The 16,865-nt window shown below is 33.1% G+C and carries 25 protein-coding genes; 1 reads left to right on the forward strand and 24 read right to left on the reverse strand.

The genetic code is table 11. The annotated features are described in order from the left end of the window. Window positions 1-3 precede the first annotated feature (3 nt). The 6 genes from FBE96_RS08205 to topA all read right to left on the reverse strand — a co-directional run bounded on the left by FBE96_RS08205 (window position 4) and on the right by topA (window position 7,135). Window positions 4-771, reverse strand: a complete 768-nt coding sequence (locus FBE96_RS08205; protein ID WP_072223302.1) for a hypothetical protein — start codon at window positions 769-771, stop codon at window positions 4-6. A gap of 40 nt (window positions 772-811) precedes the next feature. After that, complete coding sequence (locus FBE96_RS08210; protein WP_002868269.1) at window positions 812-1,576, reverse strand: 3'(2'),5'-bisphosphate nucleotidase CysQ; 765 nt, start codon at window positions 1,574-1,576, stop codon at window positions 812-814. 79 nt (window positions 1,577-1,655) lie between these two features. Then, entirely contained in the window at window positions 1,656-2,924 is a 1,269-nt protein-coding gene (locus FBE96_RS08215; protein ID WP_002858460.1) for a citrate synthase, read from the reverse strand. Window positions 2,925-3,038: 114 nt separating this feature from the next. Beyond that, entirely contained in the window at window positions 3,039-4,214 is a 1,176-nt protein-coding gene (locus FBE96_RS08220; protein WP_002855678.1) for a cation:proton antiporter, read from the reverse strand. Beyond that, entirely contained in the window at window positions 4,195-5,031 is an 837-nt protein-coding gene (locus FBE96_RS08225; RefSeq protein WP_002871900.1) for a biotin synthase, read from the reverse strand. The genes FBE96_RS08220 and FBE96_RS08225 overlap by 20 nt, the downstream gene beginning before the upstream one ends. Before the next feature lies 1 nt (window position 5,032). After that, complete coding sequence (gene topA, locus FBE96_RS08230) at window positions 5,033-7,135, reverse strand: type I DNA topoisomerase (protein WP_002867521.1); 2,103 nt, start codon at window positions 7,133-7,135, stop codon at window positions 5,033-5,035. Between the two features lie 194 nt (window positions 7,136-7,329). On the opposite strand from topA, the gene FBE96_RS08235 reads away from it, so the two are divergent. Next, window positions 7,330-8,601, forward strand: a complete 1,272-nt coding sequence (locus tag FBE96_RS08235) for an MFS transporter (protein ID WP_145599610.1) — start codon at window positions 7,330-7,332, stop codon at window positions 8,599-8,601. A gap of 27 nt (window positions 8,602-8,628) precedes the next feature. Here the strand turns inward: FBE96_RS08235 and secY are convergent, their stop codons facing one another. From secY to FBE96_RS08325, 18 genes are all read right to left on the reverse strand, one after another. Further along, the gene (gene secY / locus FBE96_RS08240) at window positions 8,629-9,894 is read right to left on the reverse strand and encodes a preprotein translocase subunit SecY (RefSeq protein WP_002864789.1); all 1,266 of its coding nucleotides are present in this window, start codon (window positions 9,892-9,894) and stop codon (window positions 8,629-8,631) included. After that, window positions 9,894-10,286, reverse strand: a complete 393-nt coding sequence (gene rplO, locus FBE96_RS08245; RefSeq protein ID WP_002851292.1) for a 50S ribosomal protein L15 — start codon at window positions 10,284-10,286, stop codon at window positions 9,894-9,896. Before rplO ends, secY begins: the two co-directional genes overlap by 1 nt. A gap of 4 nt (window positions 10,287-10,290) precedes the next feature. Next, window positions 10,291-10,734, reverse strand: a complete 444-nt coding sequence (gene rpsE, locus FBE96_RS08250) for a 30S ribosomal protein S5 (protein ID WP_002779428.1) — start codon at window positions 10,732-10,734, stop codon at window positions 10,291-10,293. A gap of 11 nt (window positions 10,735-10,745) precedes the next feature. Further along, complete coding sequence (gene rplR / locus FBE96_RS08255; protein ID WP_002851411.1) at window positions 10,746-11,102, reverse strand: 50S ribosomal protein L18; 357 nt, start codon at window positions 11,100-11,102, stop codon at window positions 10,746-10,748. Window positions 11,103-11,111: 9 nt separating this feature from the next. Continuing rightward, complete coding sequence (rplF, locus tag FBE96_RS08260; RefSeq protein ID WP_002851302.1) at window positions 11,112-11,648, reverse strand: 50S ribosomal protein L6; 537 nt, start codon at window positions 11,646-11,648, stop codon at window positions 11,112-11,114. Window positions 11,649-11,726: 78 nt separating this feature from the next. Further along, entirely contained in the window at window positions 11,727-12,122 is a 396-nt protein-coding gene (gene rpsH, locus FBE96_RS08265) for a 30S ribosomal protein S8 (RefSeq protein WP_002851353.1), read from the reverse strand. A 9-nt stretch (window positions 12,123-12,131) separates the two neighbouring features. Beyond that, window positions 12,132-12,317, reverse strand: a complete 186-nt coding sequence (locus FBE96_RS08270; protein ID WP_002851478.1) for a type Z 30S ribosomal protein S14 — start codon at window positions 12,315-12,317, stop codon at window positions 12,132-12,134. A 1-nt stretch (window position 12,318) separates the two neighbouring features. Next, window positions 12,319-12,864: a 50S ribosomal protein L5 gene (rplE, locus tag FBE96_RS08275; RefSeq protein ID WP_002851453.1), complete on the reverse strand. Its 546-nt coding sequence runs from the start codon at window positions 12,862-12,864 to the stop codon at window positions 12,319-12,321. A 3-nt stretch (window positions 12,865-12,867) separates the two neighbouring features. Then, window positions 12,868-13,101 (reverse strand): 50S ribosomal protein L24, encoded by a 234-nt coding sequence (rplX, locus tag FBE96_RS08280; protein WP_002779437.1) that lies wholly within the window; start codon window positions 13,099-13,101, stop codon window positions 12,868-12,870. After that, window positions 13,101-13,469, reverse strand: a complete 369-nt coding sequence (gene rplN, locus FBE96_RS08285) for a 50S ribosomal protein L14 (RefSeq protein WP_002779438.1) — start codon at window positions 13,467-13,469, stop codon at window positions 13,101-13,103. Before rplN ends, rplX begins: the two co-directional genes overlap by 1 nt. Further along, window positions 13,469-13,720 carry a 30S ribosomal protein S17 gene (gene rpsQ, locus FBE96_RS08290; RefSeq protein ID WP_002851549.1) on the reverse strand — a complete coding sequence of 84 codons (252 nt, stop codon included), beginning with the start codon at window positions 13,718-13,720 and terminating at the stop codon, window positions 13,469-13,471. Before rpsQ ends, rplN begins: the two co-directional genes overlap by 1 nt. A 9-nt stretch (window positions 13,721-13,729) precedes the next feature. Next, on the reverse strand, window positions 13,730-13,915 hold the full coding sequence (gene rpmC / locus FBE96_RS08295) for a 50S ribosomal protein L29 (RefSeq protein WP_002851566.1): 186 nt from the start codon (window positions 13,913-13,915) through the stop codon (window positions 13,730-13,732). Continuing rightward, on the reverse strand, window positions 13,902-14,327 hold the full coding sequence (gene rplP, locus FBE96_RS08300) for a 50S ribosomal protein L16 (RefSeq protein ID WP_002779441.1): 426 nt from the start codon (window positions 14,325-14,327) through the stop codon (window positions 13,902-13,904). The genes rpmC and rplP overlap by 14 nt, the downstream gene beginning before the upstream one ends. A 2-nt stretch (window positions 14,328-14,329) precedes the next feature. Then, window positions 14,330-15,031, reverse strand: a complete 702-nt coding sequence (gene rpsC, locus FBE96_RS08305) for a 30S ribosomal protein S3 (RefSeq protein ID WP_002851138.1) — start codon at window positions 15,029-15,031, stop codon at window positions 14,330-14,332. Continuing rightward, window positions 15,031-15,456 (reverse strand): 50S ribosomal protein L22, encoded by a 426-nt coding sequence (gene rplV / locus FBE96_RS08310; RefSeq protein WP_002851214.1) that lies wholly within the window; start codon window positions 15,454-15,456, stop codon window positions 15,031-15,033. The genes rpsC and rplV overlap by 1 nt, the downstream gene beginning before the upstream one ends. Window positions 15,457-15,466: 10 nt before the next feature. Continuing rightward, window positions 15,467-15,748, reverse strand: coding sequence for a 30S ribosomal protein S19 (gene rpsS / locus FBE96_RS08315; protein ID WP_002851509.1), 282 nt, complete (start codon window positions 15,746-15,748; stop codon window positions 15,467-15,469). 1 nt (window position 15,749) lies between these two features. Next, window positions 15,750-16,580: a 50S ribosomal protein L2 gene (rplB, locus tag FBE96_RS08320; protein ID WP_002825501.1), complete on the reverse strand. Its 831-nt coding sequence runs from the start codon at window positions 16,578-16,580 to the stop codon at window positions 15,750-15,752. A gap of 1 nt (window position 16,581) precedes the next feature. Continuing rightward, window positions 16,582-16,863, reverse strand: coding sequence for a 50S ribosomal protein L23 (locus FBE96_RS08325; RefSeq protein WP_002851441.1), 282 nt, complete (start codon window positions 16,861-16,863; stop codon window positions 16,582-16,584). Window positions 16,864-16,865 lie beyond the last annotated feature (2 nt).

A 16,865-nucleotide genomic window follows, 5' to 3' on the forward strand; every position in this document is an offset into this window, starting at 1 on the left:
AGCTTAGTTTAAGAGCTTTAGGTGGAAAATTTGGTTTTTGATAACATCAGCTAGCATTTTTGGCATTTGGTTTACAATATCTTGATAATTTTGCTTTGCATCTTGATCTTTTAATGTCAAATTTAATTCTGCATTTTTTGCTGCAAGAATTTTTCCATTGCTTGTAGAAATAATTTTAAAATTAACACTAGCCACACCCTCTTTACTAGTTGTGATAAAATAATTTGTAATATTTACATAAAAATCTTGCAAATTTACCACCACAACATAATCTGTAAATTTGGCATACATTTTAGCCTTATCTTTTTCTTGTGTTAAAAAAGGACTTACATTTATAAGTTTTGCATCCTTAGGGCTAAAATATGACAAAGTTTTAGGACTTTGATAAATACCATTTGCAGCAGAATTAACCCAATTAAGCTTTAAACTTTGAATCAAATTTTTAGCAAATAATGTAGAAAATTCCTTATCACTCACCCTAAAACCATCTAAAAAATAACCAAAATTTTTCCTAGAAGTTAATACAATGGCAAAATCAATATCTTTATCTTTGGTGATTTGCGATTTTTTTTCAATCAAGGTAGAACTATCAAACAATGCTTTTTGTTGATTTAGATTTGGATTTGCAACATTTTGATTTAGATCTATTACTTCAAAACTATCTGCGCTTTTTTCAATTTTAATAACTTTTTTCTGAGAAAAATTATTCGCTAAAAGATTAGAACTTAAAACTAAACTTAAAAACAAAATGAAACAATACCTCATCTTCATCCTTATAAACTATTTAAATATAAAAATTATACTCTTTATTTTATAAAAAATCTTGTAAAAAATTCCTAGATGAAACACAAATAAAAGGATTGGATTTATAACTTAAAGGGTTATATAAAATGTATTTTTTAGAAAAATCTCCCATAAATCCTCCATTTTGATTAATCAAAAAATCTCCTGCTACAATATCCCAAATATTAAGCTTTTCAAATCTTTTATAAACTCCTGCCCTAGCCTCTAAAATAGCACAAAATTTCAATCCAGAGCCTATATTAATAGCTTCTAATTGATGCTCTTTTGCAAAGTCTTCATCTTCTTTGCTAAGATGATTAACACTCAATAAGGCTTTATATTTATTTTTCTCGTATTCTTGCTGGTCAATTTGCAAAGGTTTATCGTTTTTATAAACCTTGGTTTTTGCATGAGCATAGAATATATCACCTTTTGATGGATTTTGTATGAGTGATAAAACAGGGCGATTGTCATGAACCAAACTTATCATAACGCAAAATTCATCACTGCCTTTTAAAAAACCACTTGTTCCATCAAGAGGATCGATAAGCCAAAAAGTTTTTAATTCTTCACACTCTTCTTTGCTAAGTAATTTTTCTTCTGATAGAATTTTAATATCCGTAGAACCCAAAATATCATTTAGAATTTTATTAGAAGCAAGATCTGCTGATGTAAGCGGGCTTTTATCTTCTTTTTCCCAAGTTTTGAAATTTTTTCTCTCTTCTAAAATAGCTTTAGAAGCTTGATTGCTAGCATTTATAGCAATTTCTAAAAATTTATCAAGATTAAGCATGATTATAAACTTTCTATAAGATTTTTTAAAATTATACAAGAAGATTTTGTGGAATTTTTAATTTCCACAAAAATTTTAATTAAATTTTACTAGTTTCACCCAAATAAAGTTGTCTTGGACGGACTATTTTAAGACTTTCTTGCTCTTTTTGTTCTATCCACTGAGCTATCCATCCTGGGGTGCGCCCTATAACAAATAAAGTAGCAAACATTTCATTTGGAATACCTAAGGCTTTTAAAATAAGTCCACTATGAAAATCAACATTCGGATATAACCCTCTTTGAACAAAATAATCATCGCTTAAAGCAATCTCTTCTATACGCGTTGCTACTTTAATAAGATTGGTATCAATACCCAACTCATCAATAAGTTGATCACGAAGCTTTTTCAGTACTTTTGCTCTAGGATCAAAATTTTTATAAACCCTATGCCCAAAGCCCATCAAGCGGAAAGGATCGTTTTTATCCTTAGCTCTTTTGATGAATTCATCTACCCTATCAACACTACCTATTTGCTCAAGCATTCTAATAACACCTTCATTAGCTCCACCATGTGCATGACCCCAAAGCGCACCAATACCTGCTGCTATACAGGCATAAGGATGAACATGAGTTGAACCCACAGCACGAACTGTTGAAGTTGAAGCATTTTGCTCATGATCTGCATGAAGCATAAAAACTGTATCAAGTGCTTTTACTTCTATAGGTCTAAGCTCTACATGATCGTAAGGATAGGTTCTTAACATATATAAGAAATTTTCTGTAAAACCACGATCTAAATTTGGATAAGCCATAGGAAAGCCGTGTTTATATCTATAAGCGGTGGCCACTATAGTAGGGATTTTAGCTACTATTCTAGCTGCCATTTCCATATATTCTTCTTTTACATTCATGTTTAAATGATCAGGATAAAAAGCACTAAGCGATGAAACAGCACCTTGTAAAACTGCCATAGGATGAGCATTATCAGGGAAAGAATCAAAAAGACGGTGCATACCTTCATGGATAAAAGAACGTTTTTTCATTTCATAACGAAACGCTTCAAGACGCGTAGCATCAGGTAATTCTTTATAAAGTAAAAGATGAACCACATCTAAATAAAGTTTGTTTTCAGCAAGCCACTCTATAGGATAGCCACGGTGCATTAAAATTCCATTTTCTCCATCAATATAAGTGATTTTTGATTTACAAGTAGCTGTAGAAGTCAAGCCCTCATCATAAGAAAACATTCCTGTTTGTTTATAAAAACTTGACATATCTACAACGCTTGGCCCAGTTGTACCGTCATATATAGGAAATTCATAGCTTTTTCCATTTCTATTATCGGTTATAGTAACGGAATTTGACATTTTCGCTCCTTTTATTGTTACTTTTATTAATTCTAACAAAAAAGGACGATTATGAGTTTTTTTATTATTAAATTTTTAAGATTTTGTTTGCTTTTTTGAGTAAAAAAGTAACTTTCATTTTTTAGAATTAGAAAGAAATTTAATCATACTCATAACAATAATAGCCTCAAATAACGCTGTTAAAATAAGCGCTGAATAAAGCTTCTCATCAATAACCTTGCCCGAATAACCCAGAGTAGCTGTTGCTATAAGCAAGGTTAAAGGCATAGAATGACTAAGACCAAATAAAATCATATTTTTAAAACCAATTCTTTTTAAAAAAACACTTGCACATAAAATTCTTAAACCCACCATAACAAACATAAGTAAAAATGCTTGTAAAACGATTTTATAATCTAAAATCATTTTAAGATCAAAGGTTGAACCTATATGGATAAAAAAAATAGGGATCAAAAACCCGTGTCCAAAAGTAGAAAGCTTGTGCTCAAGATCTTTTTTATGATCAAAAAAAGTAGCTATAAATGAACCTGCTATAAAAGAACCAAGAACGATTTCAAGTTTTGTAATAACCATAGCAACAATGATCAGTATAAAAATGGCCATACAAAATCTTATATCTTTTTCATTTTTATCTTCCCATGGCATAAGCACAACTTTAAGCTGAGGATACCACCAAAAAAGCACACCAAGCATTTTAAATCCAAGCAAACAAAGCCCCAAAAAGATATTAAGATATAAAATACTTTGCGCTACATCAATAATACCTGTTCCTTCGCGCAAAAAAGCTCCCGCTATAGTCAAAAGCACAATAGAAATCACCTCAGCTAAAGTAGCCACTATCATAGCAATATTTAGCCAATAACACTCTTTTCCAAAATCCTTAAAAAGTAAAGATAAAAGCCCTACACTCATCACAGGTATAATGATAACAAATACTAAAGAAAGTCCAAAAATCCATACTATAAAAGAAGATAAAGCGTAAAGTAAAAAAATATAAAAAAAACTTTTTTTAGCAATTTCTTTATCCATATTAAAGAAGGCTCTTAAATTTACCTCCATACCCGCTATAAACATTAGATAATAAAAACCTACATTTGCCAAAAGTGCAAAATTTTCACTTTTTCCTATGAAACCAAAATGCGCTATTATTGCCCCTAAAATAATTTCAGTAGCTGAAAGAGGCAAGCGTAAAATTTTTGCAATATGCGGAGAAAAAAGTAAGCATAAAGCTATAACAATAAGAATTTTTAAATCAATTAAAGCCTGTGTATCAATGACACTCTGATGCAAAAGTAAATCCCATTTCTTTTAATTTTATTATATCTTGACTTGGTTCTTCACCTTTAGTGGTTAAATAATCCCCTATAACAATAGCCCCAGCACCTGCTTGAAAAATTTCATATTGTCTTTCTCGTAATACCACTTCACGTCCACCTGCAACCATGATTACAGTTTGAGGCAAAGCCTCTTTGGTGTCACGCACGATTTTTAAAGCTTCATCAGCACTAAGTCTTGGAACTTGTAGTTTTAAATTTTCATTGGCTATAAAAAAATTAATAGGCGTTGAAAAAGGTTGTAATTCTTGCAAAGATTTTCTAAAACTTAGCCTATCTTCTTCGCTCTCACCCATACCATAAATTCCACCACAACAAAGCATAAGCCCTGCTTCTTTAGCGTTTAAATTGGTTTGGAATCTACTTTCCCAAGTATGAGTGGTGCAAATTTGTGGAAAAAATTCCTTAGAACTTTCAAGATTGTGATTATAAGAAAAAATTCCTGCTTTTTTAAGTTCTTTGAGTTGTTCCACGCTTGCCATACCATTACAGGCAATTAAAAGCAAATTAGGCACTTCTTTTTGCACAGCCTTAGCAGCTTCGCAAACATACTCAAGCTTTTCATCATCAAGCCCAAGTCCTGCTGTAACCAAACAAAAACCCAAGGCTTCATTTTTCTTTGCCATTTTCGCTTCTAAAACGATTTGTGAAAGTTCTTTACGACGATATTTTTGAATATCTGTTTTTACATGGGCACTTTGGGTGCAGTATTTACAGTCTTCTGAACAATTTCCACTCGCTATATTTGAAATAGCACAAAGCATGATTTGCATTCTAATCCTTCATTTCTTTTTTGATTTTGCACTTTAAGCATTCTAAGAATGTACCTTTTTTAAGCTCTTTTATCACTAAAGTTTCGCCACACTCTTCGCATTTTTCTTCACTTGGTTTGTATTTGCTTATAAAATTGCATTTTGGATAAGCACTACAGCCATAAAATTTACCACGTTTTGAAAAGCGTTCTACGATTTCACCTTTTTGACAACTTGGACAAGTAATGCCTGTACCATTAGCTTTAGCTTTTGCGGCTGTATTTTCGCTTTCGTTTTTGCTTTCACTTTTTAAATTTCTTGAATACTTGCATTTTGGGAAATTTAAACACGCTACAAATTCTCCAAAACGCCCTTTTCTAATAGCAAGCTCTCCGCCACAATCAGGACAACTTTCGCCTAGTTTTGTGACAGTTTTTTGACTAGCTATTTTTGTTTTTCCTTCTTCGATTTTTCTCATAAAAGGATAGTAAAATTCTTTTAAAGTTTCTTGCCAATCTGCCTTATCTTCTGCGATTTCATCTAGGGTATTTTCAAGGTTTGAAGTAAATTTACTATCTACTATATCGCTAAAATTTTTCTCAAGCACTTCGGTTACATTAAAAGCAACATCGCTAGGAATGAGTTGTTTTTTATCTATTGTTACATAATCACGGCTTGTAAGTATAGAAATGGTTGGTGCATAAGTAGAAGGGCGACCTATGCCTAAACTTTCAAGTTTTTTTACAAGTCCTGCTTCTGAATACCTTGAAGGTGGTTCGGTAAAATGTGAGTTCATTTCTAAATTTTGCACTTTTAAATTTTGGCCTATTTTAAAATTTGGCAAAATTTTATCCTTATCCATATCACCATAAACTTTATAATATCCATCAAAAAGGATTTTTCTACCGCTTATTTTAAAAACTGCTCTATCATTTTTTACAAATACATTTTGAGTTTGAGAGATAGCAGGACTCATCTGACAGGCTAAAAAGCGATTGTAAATAAGTGTGTAAAGTTTTAACTCATCTTTGTCTAAAAATTTAGCCGCAATTTCTGGAGTAAAACTTAAATTTGTAGGGCGTATAGCTTCATGAGCTTCTTGAGCGCCTTTAGTCTTTGTAGTATATACATTTGCTTTGCTTGGAAGATAGTCCTTGCCAAAATTTGCTTGTATGAATTTTCTTGCATTTTCTACTGCTTCTTTGGCTAAATTTAAACTATCGGTTCTCATATAAGTAATAACCCCCATCACGCCTTCATGGGTATTTACTCCTTCATAGAGCTTTTGAGCTATCATCATGGTTTTTTTAGGGTTAAAACCAAGGCGATTGCTGGCACTTTGTTGTAAAGTTGAAGTCATAAAAGGAGGCGGCGGAGCGATTTTTCTTTCTTTGCTTTCAATGTCACTTATACTATAAACTTCATTTTTACAAGCTTCTAGTATAAGTTTAGCACGATCTTTGTTGGTAATGGTAAGTTTTTCTATCTTGGCTTTATCAAACTCAACTAGTTCTGCATCTAAATCTTTTTGAAAAATCATATCAATACTAAAGTATTCTAGGGGTACAAAGGCACGAATTTCTTTTTCACGATCGACTATGATCTTTAAAGCCGCACTTTGAACACGCCCAGCACTAAGTCCTCTTTGAATTTTTTGTCCTAATAAAGGGCTGAGCTTATACCCTACAATGCGATCTAAAAGACGTCTGGTTTGCTGAGCATTTACAGAGTGCATGTTTAATTTTCTTGGATTTTTTAAAGCATTTTCTATAGCGCTTTTAGTGATTTCATGAAAAACAATGCGTGGTAAGGTGTTTTCATCTTTTCCTATAGCTTTTGCAATATGATAGGCTATAGCCTCTCCTTCTCTATCTTCATCCGTTGCAAGATAGACTTCTTTGGCATCTTTGGCTTTGCTTTTAAGTTCTTTAACTAAGGCGCTATGATCACTTGTGATTCTATACTCAGGGATAAATTCATCATCTTCTATTTTAATCCCAAAGCTTGATTTAGGCAAATCTCTAATATGTCCTTTAGAAGCGATAACTTCATAATCTTTTCCCAAAAAATTTCCTATGGTTTTAGCTTTTGCAGGAGATTCTACTATGATTAAATTTTTCTTCATTTTGCACCCTTGTTAAATAAAAAGCTGAATTTAGCTAAAAATATTTAAAATTCTACTTATAAAATATATTTTAATCAAGCTAAAATATTTTAAAAACAAAACTATCATAACAAAATAAATAAAATATAATTTTAAGTAATTTTAAATACAAACCATAATTTTTGGAGTATAATAAAATAAAAAAGGTAAAAATTATGAATGACAAAACTTATAAATTTCATCCAAATGACACAAAAATGGATAAAAAAATAATTCAAATTACTGAAAAGTCCGGATTTAAAGCAGCTGTGTTTTCTATGGCTGCTATGACTATGCTAGGAAGTGTGGTCATTTCATCTGCTCTGCCTGCTATCAACAGACATTTTGAAGAACTTTTAACCCAAAGTGGCGCTACTCTTGCTTCAAGTTTCACATTAGCTCATCTTGATATACTTGTTCGCTTAGTTTTAACCATCCCTGCTATTTTTGTTGTCATTTTATCTCCATTTGCTGGTATTTTAATGGATAAATTTGGCAAATTAAAATTCATTCTTCCAGCTATGGTGGTTTGGACTCTTTCTGGGATAAGTGGCTTTTTCTTAAATGATATTTATGCTATACTGACTTCAAGAGCTATTTTTGGTATGGCAACTGCTTTTATAATGACAGGCGCTTCGGCTTTGCTTGGGGATTATTATAGTCGTGGTGGCTTTAATCGCAGAGAAAATGCTTTAAGTCTTCAAGGATTTTTTTGTGCAGTAGGGGGTGCTGTTTTTATTTCTATTGCGGGATTTGTTTCAAGTTATTCTTGGCGTTATCCTTTTTTGGTATATGGACTTGGAATTTTAATTACCTTAATGGCTATCATTTATCTTTTTGAACCTAGAAAATTTAAATTCTATAATCATACAAAAATAGAAACAAAAACAAATTATTGGCAATTTTTCCCTATCTATTTTATAGGTTTTTTTATCATGGTAGTTTATTATATTTCGCCAACTCAACTTCCTTACTATATAGAAGAACATTTGAGATTGGATCCTAAATATATAGGTATTTCGATGTCTGTATCTGCACTATGTTATGGTTTTTTCTCTCTAAGCTATAGATATATTATAAAATTCTTAAGTATTAAAACTATTTATGTTTTAACTCTTTTTATCGTATCTTGTTCTTTTTTGCTGCTTTTTTTAGTAGATAGCTTTTTCACAGTTTTAATCGCCTTAGCTTTGCTTGGAATGGGTGGAGGTATTATGCTTGTAAATAATACGGCTTATCTTTTTTCAATCTGTCCTGAAAATGCTCGCTCTAGGGCTTATGGAATTTTAGCAAGTTGTATATTTTTAGGACAATTTTTAAGTCCTATTATCTCTCAACCTATCGTTAGACAAATGGGTCTTGTAGATGCTTTTTTAATATGGTCAATAGTAATTTTTATAGTGTGCATTGTGTTTTTATTTTTAAAGCAAAAACCTAGAATAAATTAGCAAGAAAAATCTTGCTAATTTTATTTATTACAAACCTACCGCACTTAAAGTTTGGTATTTACTCATATAAATTTGAGCTTCAATTTTTCTCATCGTATCAAGTGCTACTTGAACTACAATAAGTACAGAAGTGCCGCCAAAATGAAAAGGCACACCCATAAATTTCACCAAAACCCAAGGTAAGGTTGCAACAAGCCCTAAATAAATAGAACCTGATAAAGTTAAACGAGAAGCCACTTCGTTAAGATAACTTGAAGTTCCTTCACCTGGACGAATTCCAGGGATAAAACCGCCTTGTTTTTTCAAATTTTCTGCTATGTCTTTAGCGTTAAATACGATAGAAGCATAAAAATAAGCAAAGAAAATTACAAACAAGAAAGTTAGAACATGAAACAAATAACCATTTGGATTTAAAAAGTCATTAATGGCTTGTAGATAAGGATTTGTACTAGTTTGTAAAATTGTTGTTGGAAACATCAAAATCGCACTAGCAAAAATCGGTGGAATAACCCCACTAAGATTGAGTTTAATAGGAATATAATTCATAATGCGTTTGTTTTGATTTTGCATTACAACTTTACGAGAATAAGAAATAGGAATTCTTCTTTCTCCAAGTTCTATATAAATAATCACCCCTATGGTGATTAAAATCAAAGCAAAAATTGCAAAAGCGGTTAAGAAATTCATCTCGCCTGAATTGATTTGTCCTACAGTTCCTGAAATCGCTCTTGGAATACCTGAAACAATACCTGCAAAAATGATTAAAGAAATACCATTTCCTATACCTCTTTGTGTGATTTGTTCGCCAAGCCACATTAAAAGCATAGTTCCAGCAAGCATAGAAATAGCACAAAGTGCGATAAACATATTTAAATCTTCCACCATTATAGCCCCTGCACCACCACGACCGTGCAAGCTTTGCAAACCTATAGCAACGCCTATACTTTGAACCAAAGTAATCACAATAGTCGCATAACGGATAATTTGCATATATTTTTGCATACTATCACGCTCTTTTTTCATCTTACCAATATTTGGAAAAGTTGCTGCAAGAAGCTCCATAATAATAGAAGCAGTAATATAAGGCATAATACCTAAAGAAATGATAGAAAAGCGTTCAGCCGCTCCACCACTAAAAACATTAAATAAACCCAAAGCATTGTTTTGATTGTTATTAAAAAATTCCGCAATCACATCAGCATTGACGCCAGGAACTGGCACATAAGCCAGAACCCTATAAGCAAATAAAAATGCTAAGGTGATTAAAATCTTATTCGTCAATGCTCTATTCATTATTTTGATCCGGTGACGCTAATATTCTCGTCTTTGATTTTTGATACTAAGTCTTTTGCACTTGCACCAATTAATTTGATTTTATTCACAGATTTTGAAATTTTGTGAACACTTTTAATGCTCTCAAATGTAATTTCACTAAGCTCTTTTACAGCTGTGATTTTTTCAACATTGATCACATAAGGTTTTTGAATTTTAGAAGTAAAACCTACTTTTGGTAGTCTTCTTTGAAGTGGTTGTTGACCCCCTTCAAAACCTCTTTTTTCATTATAACCTTTTCTAGCAGTTTGACCTTTACCCCCTTTAGTAGCAGTCTTACCCATGCCAGAACCTTGACCACGGCCAATTCTTTTAGTTTTATGCGTTGAACCCGCTGCTTTTGTTAAATTCATCTTCTTATCCTTTTAACATTGTTAAAGCTTTGATTGTAGCACGAACCACATTAGCTGAATTATTTGAACCCAAAGACTTGGTTAAGATGTCTTTAATACCTGCAAGTTCCACGATAGGGCGTGTAGAACCACCTGCGATAACTCCTGTACCTTCGCTAGCTGGTTTAAGTAAAATTCTACTTGCGTTGTATTTCACCTCTACATCGTGAGCGATAGTTGAGCCTTTAGTTTTAACTTCAACGATATTTTTAAACGCATCGTCAACAGCTTTACGGATGGCATCTGGAACTTCCTTAGCCTTACCATAACCAACACCTACTAAACCTTTGCGGTTTCCAACGATAACTAAAGCAGTAAATCTAAATCTTCTACCACCTTTAACAACCTTAGTAACTCTGCCGATATCGACGATTACTTCTTCAAATTCTTCTCTATTATATTTTTCCATCGATTTACCCCTTATAGCCTAATGCCATTTTCTCTTAAAGATTCAGCCAATGCTGCGATAACACCATGATATACATAACCATTTCTATCAAAAACAGCTTGTTCTATCTTTTTAACTTTTAAAGTTTTAGCAAATTCAGCAGCGATTTTTTTAGCACCTTCTTTATTTGCTTTAACGCCAAGTTTGCGTCCATCAACTGCTGCTAAAGTTACAGCTTTTACATCATCAATCGCTTGGATATATAGAGTTCTGTTTGATTTAAATACAGAAATTCTTGGAAAATTTTCACAACCTGAAATTTTCGCTCTAATTCTTTTTTTTCTTTTGATTCTTAAAGTTAGTTTTCTTTTTAATACATTTGCTCTCATATTCTACCCTTACTTCTTAGATGTCTTACCAGCTTTGCGGATAATGCGTTCATCAGAATACTTAACGCCTTTTCCTTTATATGGCTCTGGCGGTCTAAATTCACGAATTTGAGCAGCAACTTGACCTACAACTTGTTTATCACTTCCTTTAACTGCAATAGTATTTTTATCCACTACAATTTCAATTCCTTCTGGAATATCATAATTAATAGGATGAGAAAAACCAAGGCTTAGTTCTAAAACTTTACCTTTTAAAGCTGCCTTATAACCAACTCCATTGATTTCAAGAGTTTTTGAAAAACCTTGAGTTAAACCTACAACGATATTGTAAGCTAAAGCTCTGTAAGTTCCCCAATAAGCTCTACTTTGTCTGTCTTCACCTTTTGGAGAAAAAAGAATATTATTATCTTTAATCTCAACATTTACATTTGCTTTAGTATCAAGTTCTTTTGCCAAATTTCCTTTTTTAAATTTAAGCAAATTTCCTTCTAATTTTACTTCTACTCCTGCTGGAATAGCAATCGGTTGTTTACCTATACGAGACATATTTTTCCTTTTTATTTGTCTAGGATATTTCTACTTTTTTAAAAGAATGGATACCCAATGCCATAAAAAGCAGATTTTTTACCAAATGGTACATAAAATTTCGCCGCCAACACCTGCTTTATAAGCTTCATCATTAGCTAAAACACCATGACTTGTGCTAACTACGATAGTACCATAACCATTTTTAAAACGCTTGATTTCATCTTTACCTTTATAAACACGACGACCAGGCTTAGAAATTCTTTTAAGCTCATTGATAACACTCTTACCTTTTTCATCGTATTTTAAAACTACATTGATAAATTTCTTTTTATCTTCTTCAATAACATTAAAACTCTCAATATAGCCTTTAGCTTGAAAAATTCCAACTAAAGCTTCTACAACTTTAGAATGTAAAAGCTTGGTTGTTTCAAGCTTTCTCATTCCTGCATTTCTGATACGAGTGAGTGAATCTGAAATAATATCATTTATCATATTTTATCCTTACCAACTTGCTTTCTTAAGACCTGGAATCAAACCTTCATTGCCCATTTTTCTTAAGCAAACTCTGCAAATTCCAAAATCTCTATAAACCGAATGCGGACGCCCACAAATTTGGCATCTTGTATAAGCTCTAACCTTAAATTTAGGCTTGCGTGCCGCTTTTGCAATCATTGATTTTTTAGCCATCTTACTTTCCTTTTGTAAATGGCACACCGATAAGTTCTAATAACTTTTGTGCCTGTTTGTCATTTTGTGCTGTTGTAACTATAGAAATGTTCATACCATGAGTTCTTAAAATTTTATCATACTCCACTTCTGGGAACATCAACTGCTCATCAAGACCGAAGTTATAGTTTCCGCGTCCATCAAAACCATCTCTACTTAAACCTCTAAAGTCTTTCACCCTTGGCAAAGCAATAGAAATTAATTTATCAAGAAAAGCATACATATTTTCTTTTCTTAAAGTTACCATTACACCTACAGGAAAACCTTCGCGAACTTTAAATCCTGCAACTGATTTTTTAGCTTTAGTAATCACAGCCTTTTGTCCTGCAATTAAAGAAATAGTATCTGCAACATTTTGCAATACTTTTTGATCTTTAGCCAACTCACCAGCACCTACGCTGATAACTACTTTTTCGATCACAGGGATAAGCATAGGATTTTTAATATCAAATTCTTTAACCAATGCAGGTTTAATGCTTTGATTATATTTTTCTTTTAATCTCATCATCGCTTACTCCTGAACTTTTGCCACATTGGAAATATCCATTGGCATTTCTTTATTGATAAAACCACCATTTGGGTTTTTCTCACTCGGCTTAATAGCTTTTTTAGCGATTTTACATCCTTCAACTACCACTTTAAGTGTTTTTGGATATACCGCTAAAACTTTACCTGTTTTACCTTTATCATCGCCTGTGATAACCTTAACGCTATCACCTTTTTTGATTTTTAATTTAACCGCCATTATAATACCTCCGGTGCTAGTGAAACGATTTTCATAAAGCCACCATATCTAACTTCTCTGCCCACTGGCCCAAAGATACGAGTTCCGATAGGCTCTCTTTTGTTGTCAAGAATAACCGCAGCATTTTCATCAAAACGAATCAAAGAACCATTATCTCTATGAATTTCTTTTTTAGTTCTAACGATAACCGCTTTTACCACTTGACCTTTTTTAACTTTTCCATTTGGTAAAGCTTTTTTAACAGATGCAACGATTACATCACCTACGGTAGCGTATCTTCTTTTGCTACCCCCTAAAACCTTGATACACATTAATTCTTTTGCACCGCTATTATCAGCAACTGCAAGTCTTGTAAAACTTTGAATCATTACTCAACTCCTGTAGCTAATACAGATTTTAAGCGAAATGATTTTCTTTTTGAAAGTGGTCTGCATTCTACTGCAACAACAGTATCACCCACTTTAACTTCATTTCTCTCATCATGAATTAGATATTTTTTAAAGCGTTTAACAATTTTTCTATATCTTGGATGAACCACTTTTCTTTCAACCAAAACACTTGCGGTTTTTTCACCAGCGATTTTAACAACAACGCCTTGAATTTCTCTTTTAAATGCCATTTTCTATCCTTATCTTAAAGCGTTAATTGCTGTATTTATTCTAGCAATGTCTTTTTTTACTTGGCTAATCTCTTTTGGATTAGTAAGTTGCATTGTTTTTAGCTTTTGTTTTAAAGTGAATAAAAGCACCTTTTTTTCTTTTAGCATTGTTGCAAGCTCAGCTGCTGTTTTATCTTTAATCTCAGTATATTTCATTTTGGCTCTCTCTTGTAACAAACTTAGTTTTAAATGGAAGTTTATGCATAGCTAAAGTCAATGCTTCTCTTGCCATTTCTTCGCTTACTCCTGCCATTTCATAAATGATACGACCTGGCTTGATATTCATTACCCATTCCTCAACAGCACCTTTACCTTTACCCATACGAGTTTCTAAAGGTTTTTTTGTCAAAGGCTTATCTGGAAAAACTCTAATCCAAGTTTTTCCTTGTCTTTTAACAAAACGAGTTAAAGCGATACGCGCTGCTTCGATTTGGCGTGAGTTAATGCGTCCTGCTTCAGTTGCTTTTAATGCAAATTCACCAAAAGTAAATTCTGTTCCACGATTAGCATAACCTCTGTTACGCCCTTTCATCATTTTGCGATATTTAGTTCTTTTTGGCATTAACATGATTATTTACCCCTTCTTGTGCGTCTTGGCTTTTTAGCTGGAGCACTTTCTTCAGTTTTTTCAGGTTGCATACCTTTGTGCAATACTTCACCTTTAAAGATCCATACTTTAACTCCTATGTTTCCATAAGTAGTTCTAGCTTCTGCAAAACCATAATCGATTTTTGCTCTTAAAGTATGAAGTGGAACGCGTCCTTCAAGATACCATTCTGTTCTTGCCATTTCAGCACCGCCTAAACGACCGGAAACTGAAACTTTAATTCCTTTAGCACCTGCTTTTTGCGCACCTTGGATTACTTTTTTCATTGCTCTTCTAAAAGCAATTCTTTTTTCAAGTTGAGTTGCAACACTTTCAGCAGCAAGTTGAGCTGAAGCTCCTGCTTTTCTTTCTTCTTTGATATTGATATTTACATCTTTACCGATTAAATCTTGCAATTCTTTTCTTAAATTATCAACATCACTACCTTTTTTACCGATGATGATACCTGGTCTTGCAGCAACTACAGTAACGCGAAGTTTTTTAGCAGTTCTTTCTACTAAAATTTGGCTAATTCCTGCGTAATAAAGTTTTCTTTTTAAGAAAGCTCTGATTTTGTAATCTTCACCGATATTTTCTACTAAATTTGCTTTAGTTGGAAACCATCTTGATTCCCAGTTTCTATTGATTCCTAGTCTTAGACCAATTGGATTAACTTTTTGTCCCATTAGCTTTCCTTTTTCACTGTTGCTTTTTTAGTGCTTGTTGTTTTTTTAGCTGGAGCTTTTGTTGTAGTAGTTTTTTTAGCTACTGTTTTTTTCTCTTCAGATTTCACTTCCGCTTTTGCCACTTCTACTAAAATATGTGAAGTTGGTTTTCTAATACGACTTGCACTTCCTCTAGCTCTTGGTCTAAATCTTTTTAATACCGCAGCTGCGTCAACACGACAACTTTTTACAATCACTTCGTTTGCTTCAAAGCCACCATTTGCTACTGCGCTTGAAATTGCGTTTGCAATGTATTTTGCACCTTTATTTGGCATAAATTTTAAACTAGCCATAGCTAATTCTGCATTCATCCCCTGAACTTCTCTAGCAATCAATCTTGCTTTAGTTGGAGATAATCTTATGAATTTAATTAATGCTTTACTCATATCTTATCCCTTACTTACCAATTTTCTTTTGCACAGAGCCTTTATGCCCTTTAAATGTGCGTGTTGGAGCAAATTCACCAAGTTTATAACCGATGTGATTTTCAGTAATATAAACCGGAATGAAGCTTTTGCCATTATGAACATTAAATGTAAGTCCTATCATATCAGGAGTAATTGTGCTTCTTCTTGACCAAGTTTTAATTGGTTTATTATCATTAGCCTTTTTAGCAGCGATGACTTTTTTCATTACATGATCATCAACAAAAGGACCTTTTTTTAGTGATCTAGCCATCTTACTTTCCTTTTCTTCTTGAAATTATTAGCTTATCGCTAGCCTTTTTACGACGAGTTTTCGCACCTTTGGTTGGTTTACCCCACGGAGTTACTGGATGACGGCCTGAATTTTTCTTACCTTCACCCCCACCGTGCGGGTGATCTACTGGGTTCATTGCAGAACCACGAGTTTGCGGGCGGATACCTCTATGGCGATTTCTACCTGCTTTACCGATAGTTACATTAGCCCATTCTTCATTTCCAACTTCGCCGATACTTGCCATACATTCAGCTAAAACTTGTCTCATTTCGCCACTTGCAAGTCTTAAAATAACATATTTTTCTTCTTTACCCATAAGTTGTGCATAAGCACCCGCAGAACGAATCATTTGACCGCCTTTACCTGGTTTTAACTCAACATTATGAACAATAGTACCCACAGGAATGTTTTTAAGTTTCATTGCATTACCTGGTTTAATATCAAGTCCGCTTTCAGCAGCTGCAACGATATCACCAACGCTTAATCCACGTGGTTGAAGAATATATCTTTTTTCCCCATCTTTATAAGCAATCAAAGCAATTCTACAATTTCTGTATGGATCATACTCGATTGCTTCTACTTTGCCTTCTATACCGAATTTACGACGTTTAAAATCAATAATTCTGTAAAGTTTTTTAGCACCCGCTTCTTTATGACGACTTGTAATTCTTCCATAGCTGTTACGACCCGCGTGTGCTGGAAGTTTAACAAGTAGTGAGCGTACACTTGGTTTAGCTGTAATATCTTCAGAACTTAAACCTGTGATATATCTTCTACTTGGAGTATATGGTTTATAAGTTTTAATTGCCATCTTAAGCCTCCGTATTTTCTAAGCTAACACCTTCAGGTAGCTTAACATAGAATTTTTTGTAATTGTTTCTTTGACCTAAACGACCTCTAAAACGCTTAATTTTTCCATCCATTCTTAAGGAATTGATGCTTTTTGGAGTTACACCAAAATACTCTTTTAAAACCGCTTTTAAGCCTGTTTTAGTCATTTTTGGCGAAGTTTGAATAACTACGACACCTTGCTCTTGCAAATTCAAACTTTTTTCTGTGTAAAGTATAGTCTTTATATCAGTAATATCTGCCATAA

Source organism: Campylobacter sp. CFSAN093241, assembly GCF_012889595.1.
Classification (GTDB): domain Bacteria; phylum Campylobacterota; class Campylobacteria; order Campylobacterales; family Campylobacteraceae; genus Campylobacter_D; species Campylobacter_D jejuni.

What these genes read in the sequence shown, in the direction of transcription:
- FBE96_RS08205 (WP_072223302.1), bottom strand. Translation starts at nt 771, where the DNA reads ATGAAGATGAGGTATTGTTTCATTTTGTTTTTAAGTTTAGTTTTAAGT.
- FBE96_RS08210 (WP_002868269.1), bottom strand. Translation starts at nt 1,576, where the DNA reads ATGCTTAATCTTGATAAATTTTTAGAAATTGCTATAAATGCTAGCAAT.
- FBE96_RS08215 (WP_002858460.1), bottom strand. Translation starts at nt 2,924, where the DNA reads ATGTCAAATTCCGTTACTATAACCGATAATAGAAATGGAAAAAGCTAT.
- FBE96_RS08225 (WP_002871900.1), bottom strand. Translation starts at nt 5,031, where the DNA reads ATGCAAATCATGCTTTGTGCTATTTCAAATATAGCGAGTGGAAATTGT.
- topA (WP_002867521.1), bottom strand. Translation starts at nt 7,135, where the DNA reads ATGAAGAAAAATTTAATCATAGTAGAATCTCCTGCAAAAGCTAAAACC.
- FBE96_RS08235 (WP_145599610.1), top strand. Translation starts at nt 7,330, where the DNA reads ATGAATGACAAAACTTATAAATTTCATCCAAATGACACAAAAATGGAT.
- secY (WP_002864789.1), bottom strand. Translation starts at nt 9,894, where the DNA reads ATGAATAGAGCATTGACGAATAAGATTTTAATCACCTTAGCATTTTTA.
- rplO (WP_002851292.1), bottom strand. Translation starts at nt 10,286, where the DNA reads ATGAATTTAACAAAAGCAGCGGGTTCAACGCATAAAACTAAAAGAATT.
- rpsE (WP_002779428.1), bottom strand. Translation starts at nt 10,734, where the DNA reads ATGGAAAAATATAATAGAGAAGAATTTGAAGAAGTAATCGTCGATATC.
- rplR (WP_002851411.1), bottom strand. Translation starts at nt 11,102, where the DNA reads ATGAGAGCAAATGTATTAAAAAGAAAACTAACTTTAAGAATCAAAAGA.
- rplF (WP_002851302.1), bottom strand. Translation starts at nt 11,648, where the DNA reads ATGTCTCGTATAGGTAAACAACCGATTGCTATTCCAGCAGGAGTAGAA.
- rpsH (WP_002851353.1), bottom strand. Translation starts at nt 12,122, where the DNA reads ATGATAAATGATATTATTTCAGATTCACTCACTCGTATCAGAAATGCA.
- FBE96_RS08270 (WP_002851478.1), bottom strand. Translation starts at nt 12,317, where the DNA reads ATGGCTAAAAAATCAATGATTGCAAAAGCGGCACGCAAGCCTAAATTT.
- rplE (WP_002851453.1), bottom strand. Translation starts at nt 12,864, where the DNA reads ATGATGAGATTAAAAGAAAAATATAATCAAAGCATTAAACCTGCATTG.
- rplX (WP_002779437.1), bottom strand. Translation starts at nt 13,101, where the DNA reads ATGGCGGTTAAATTAAAAATCAAAAAAGGTGATAGCGTTAAGGTTATC.
- rplN (WP_002779438.1), bottom strand. Translation starts at nt 13,469, where the DNA reads ATGATTCAAAGTTTTACAAGACTTGCAGTTGCTGATAATAGCGGTGCA.
- rpsQ (WP_002851549.1), bottom strand. Translation starts at nt 13,720, where the DNA reads ATGGCATTTAAAAGAGAAATTCAAGGCGTTGTTGTTAAAATCGCTGGT.
- rpmC (WP_002851566.1), bottom strand. Translation starts at nt 13,915, where the DNA reads ATGAAATATACTGAGATTAAAGATAAAACAGCAGCTGAGCTTGCAACA.
- rplP (WP_002779441.1), bottom strand. Translation starts at nt 14,327, where the DNA reads ATGTTAATGCCAAAAAGAACTAAATATCGCAAAATGATGAAAGGGCGT.
- rpsC (WP_002851138.1), bottom strand. Translation starts at nt 15,031, where the DNA reads ATGGGACAAAAAGTTAATCCAATTGGTCTAAGACTAGGAATCAATAGA.
- rplV (WP_002851214.1), bottom strand. Translation starts at nt 15,456, where the DNA reads ATGAGTAAAGCATTAATTAAATTCATAAGATTATCTCCAACTAAAGCA.
- rpsS (WP_002851509.1), bottom strand. Translation starts at nt 15,748, where the DNA reads ATGGCTAGATCACTAAAAAAAGGTCCTTTTGTTGATGATCATGTAATG.
- rplB (WP_002825501.1), bottom strand. Translation starts at nt 16,580, where the DNA reads ATGGCAATTAAAACTTATAAACCATATACTCCAAGTAGAAGATATATC.
- FBE96_RS08325 (WP_002851441.1), bottom strand. Translation starts at nt 16,863, where the DNA reads ATGGCAGATATTACTGATATAAAGACTATACTTTACACAGAAAAAAGT.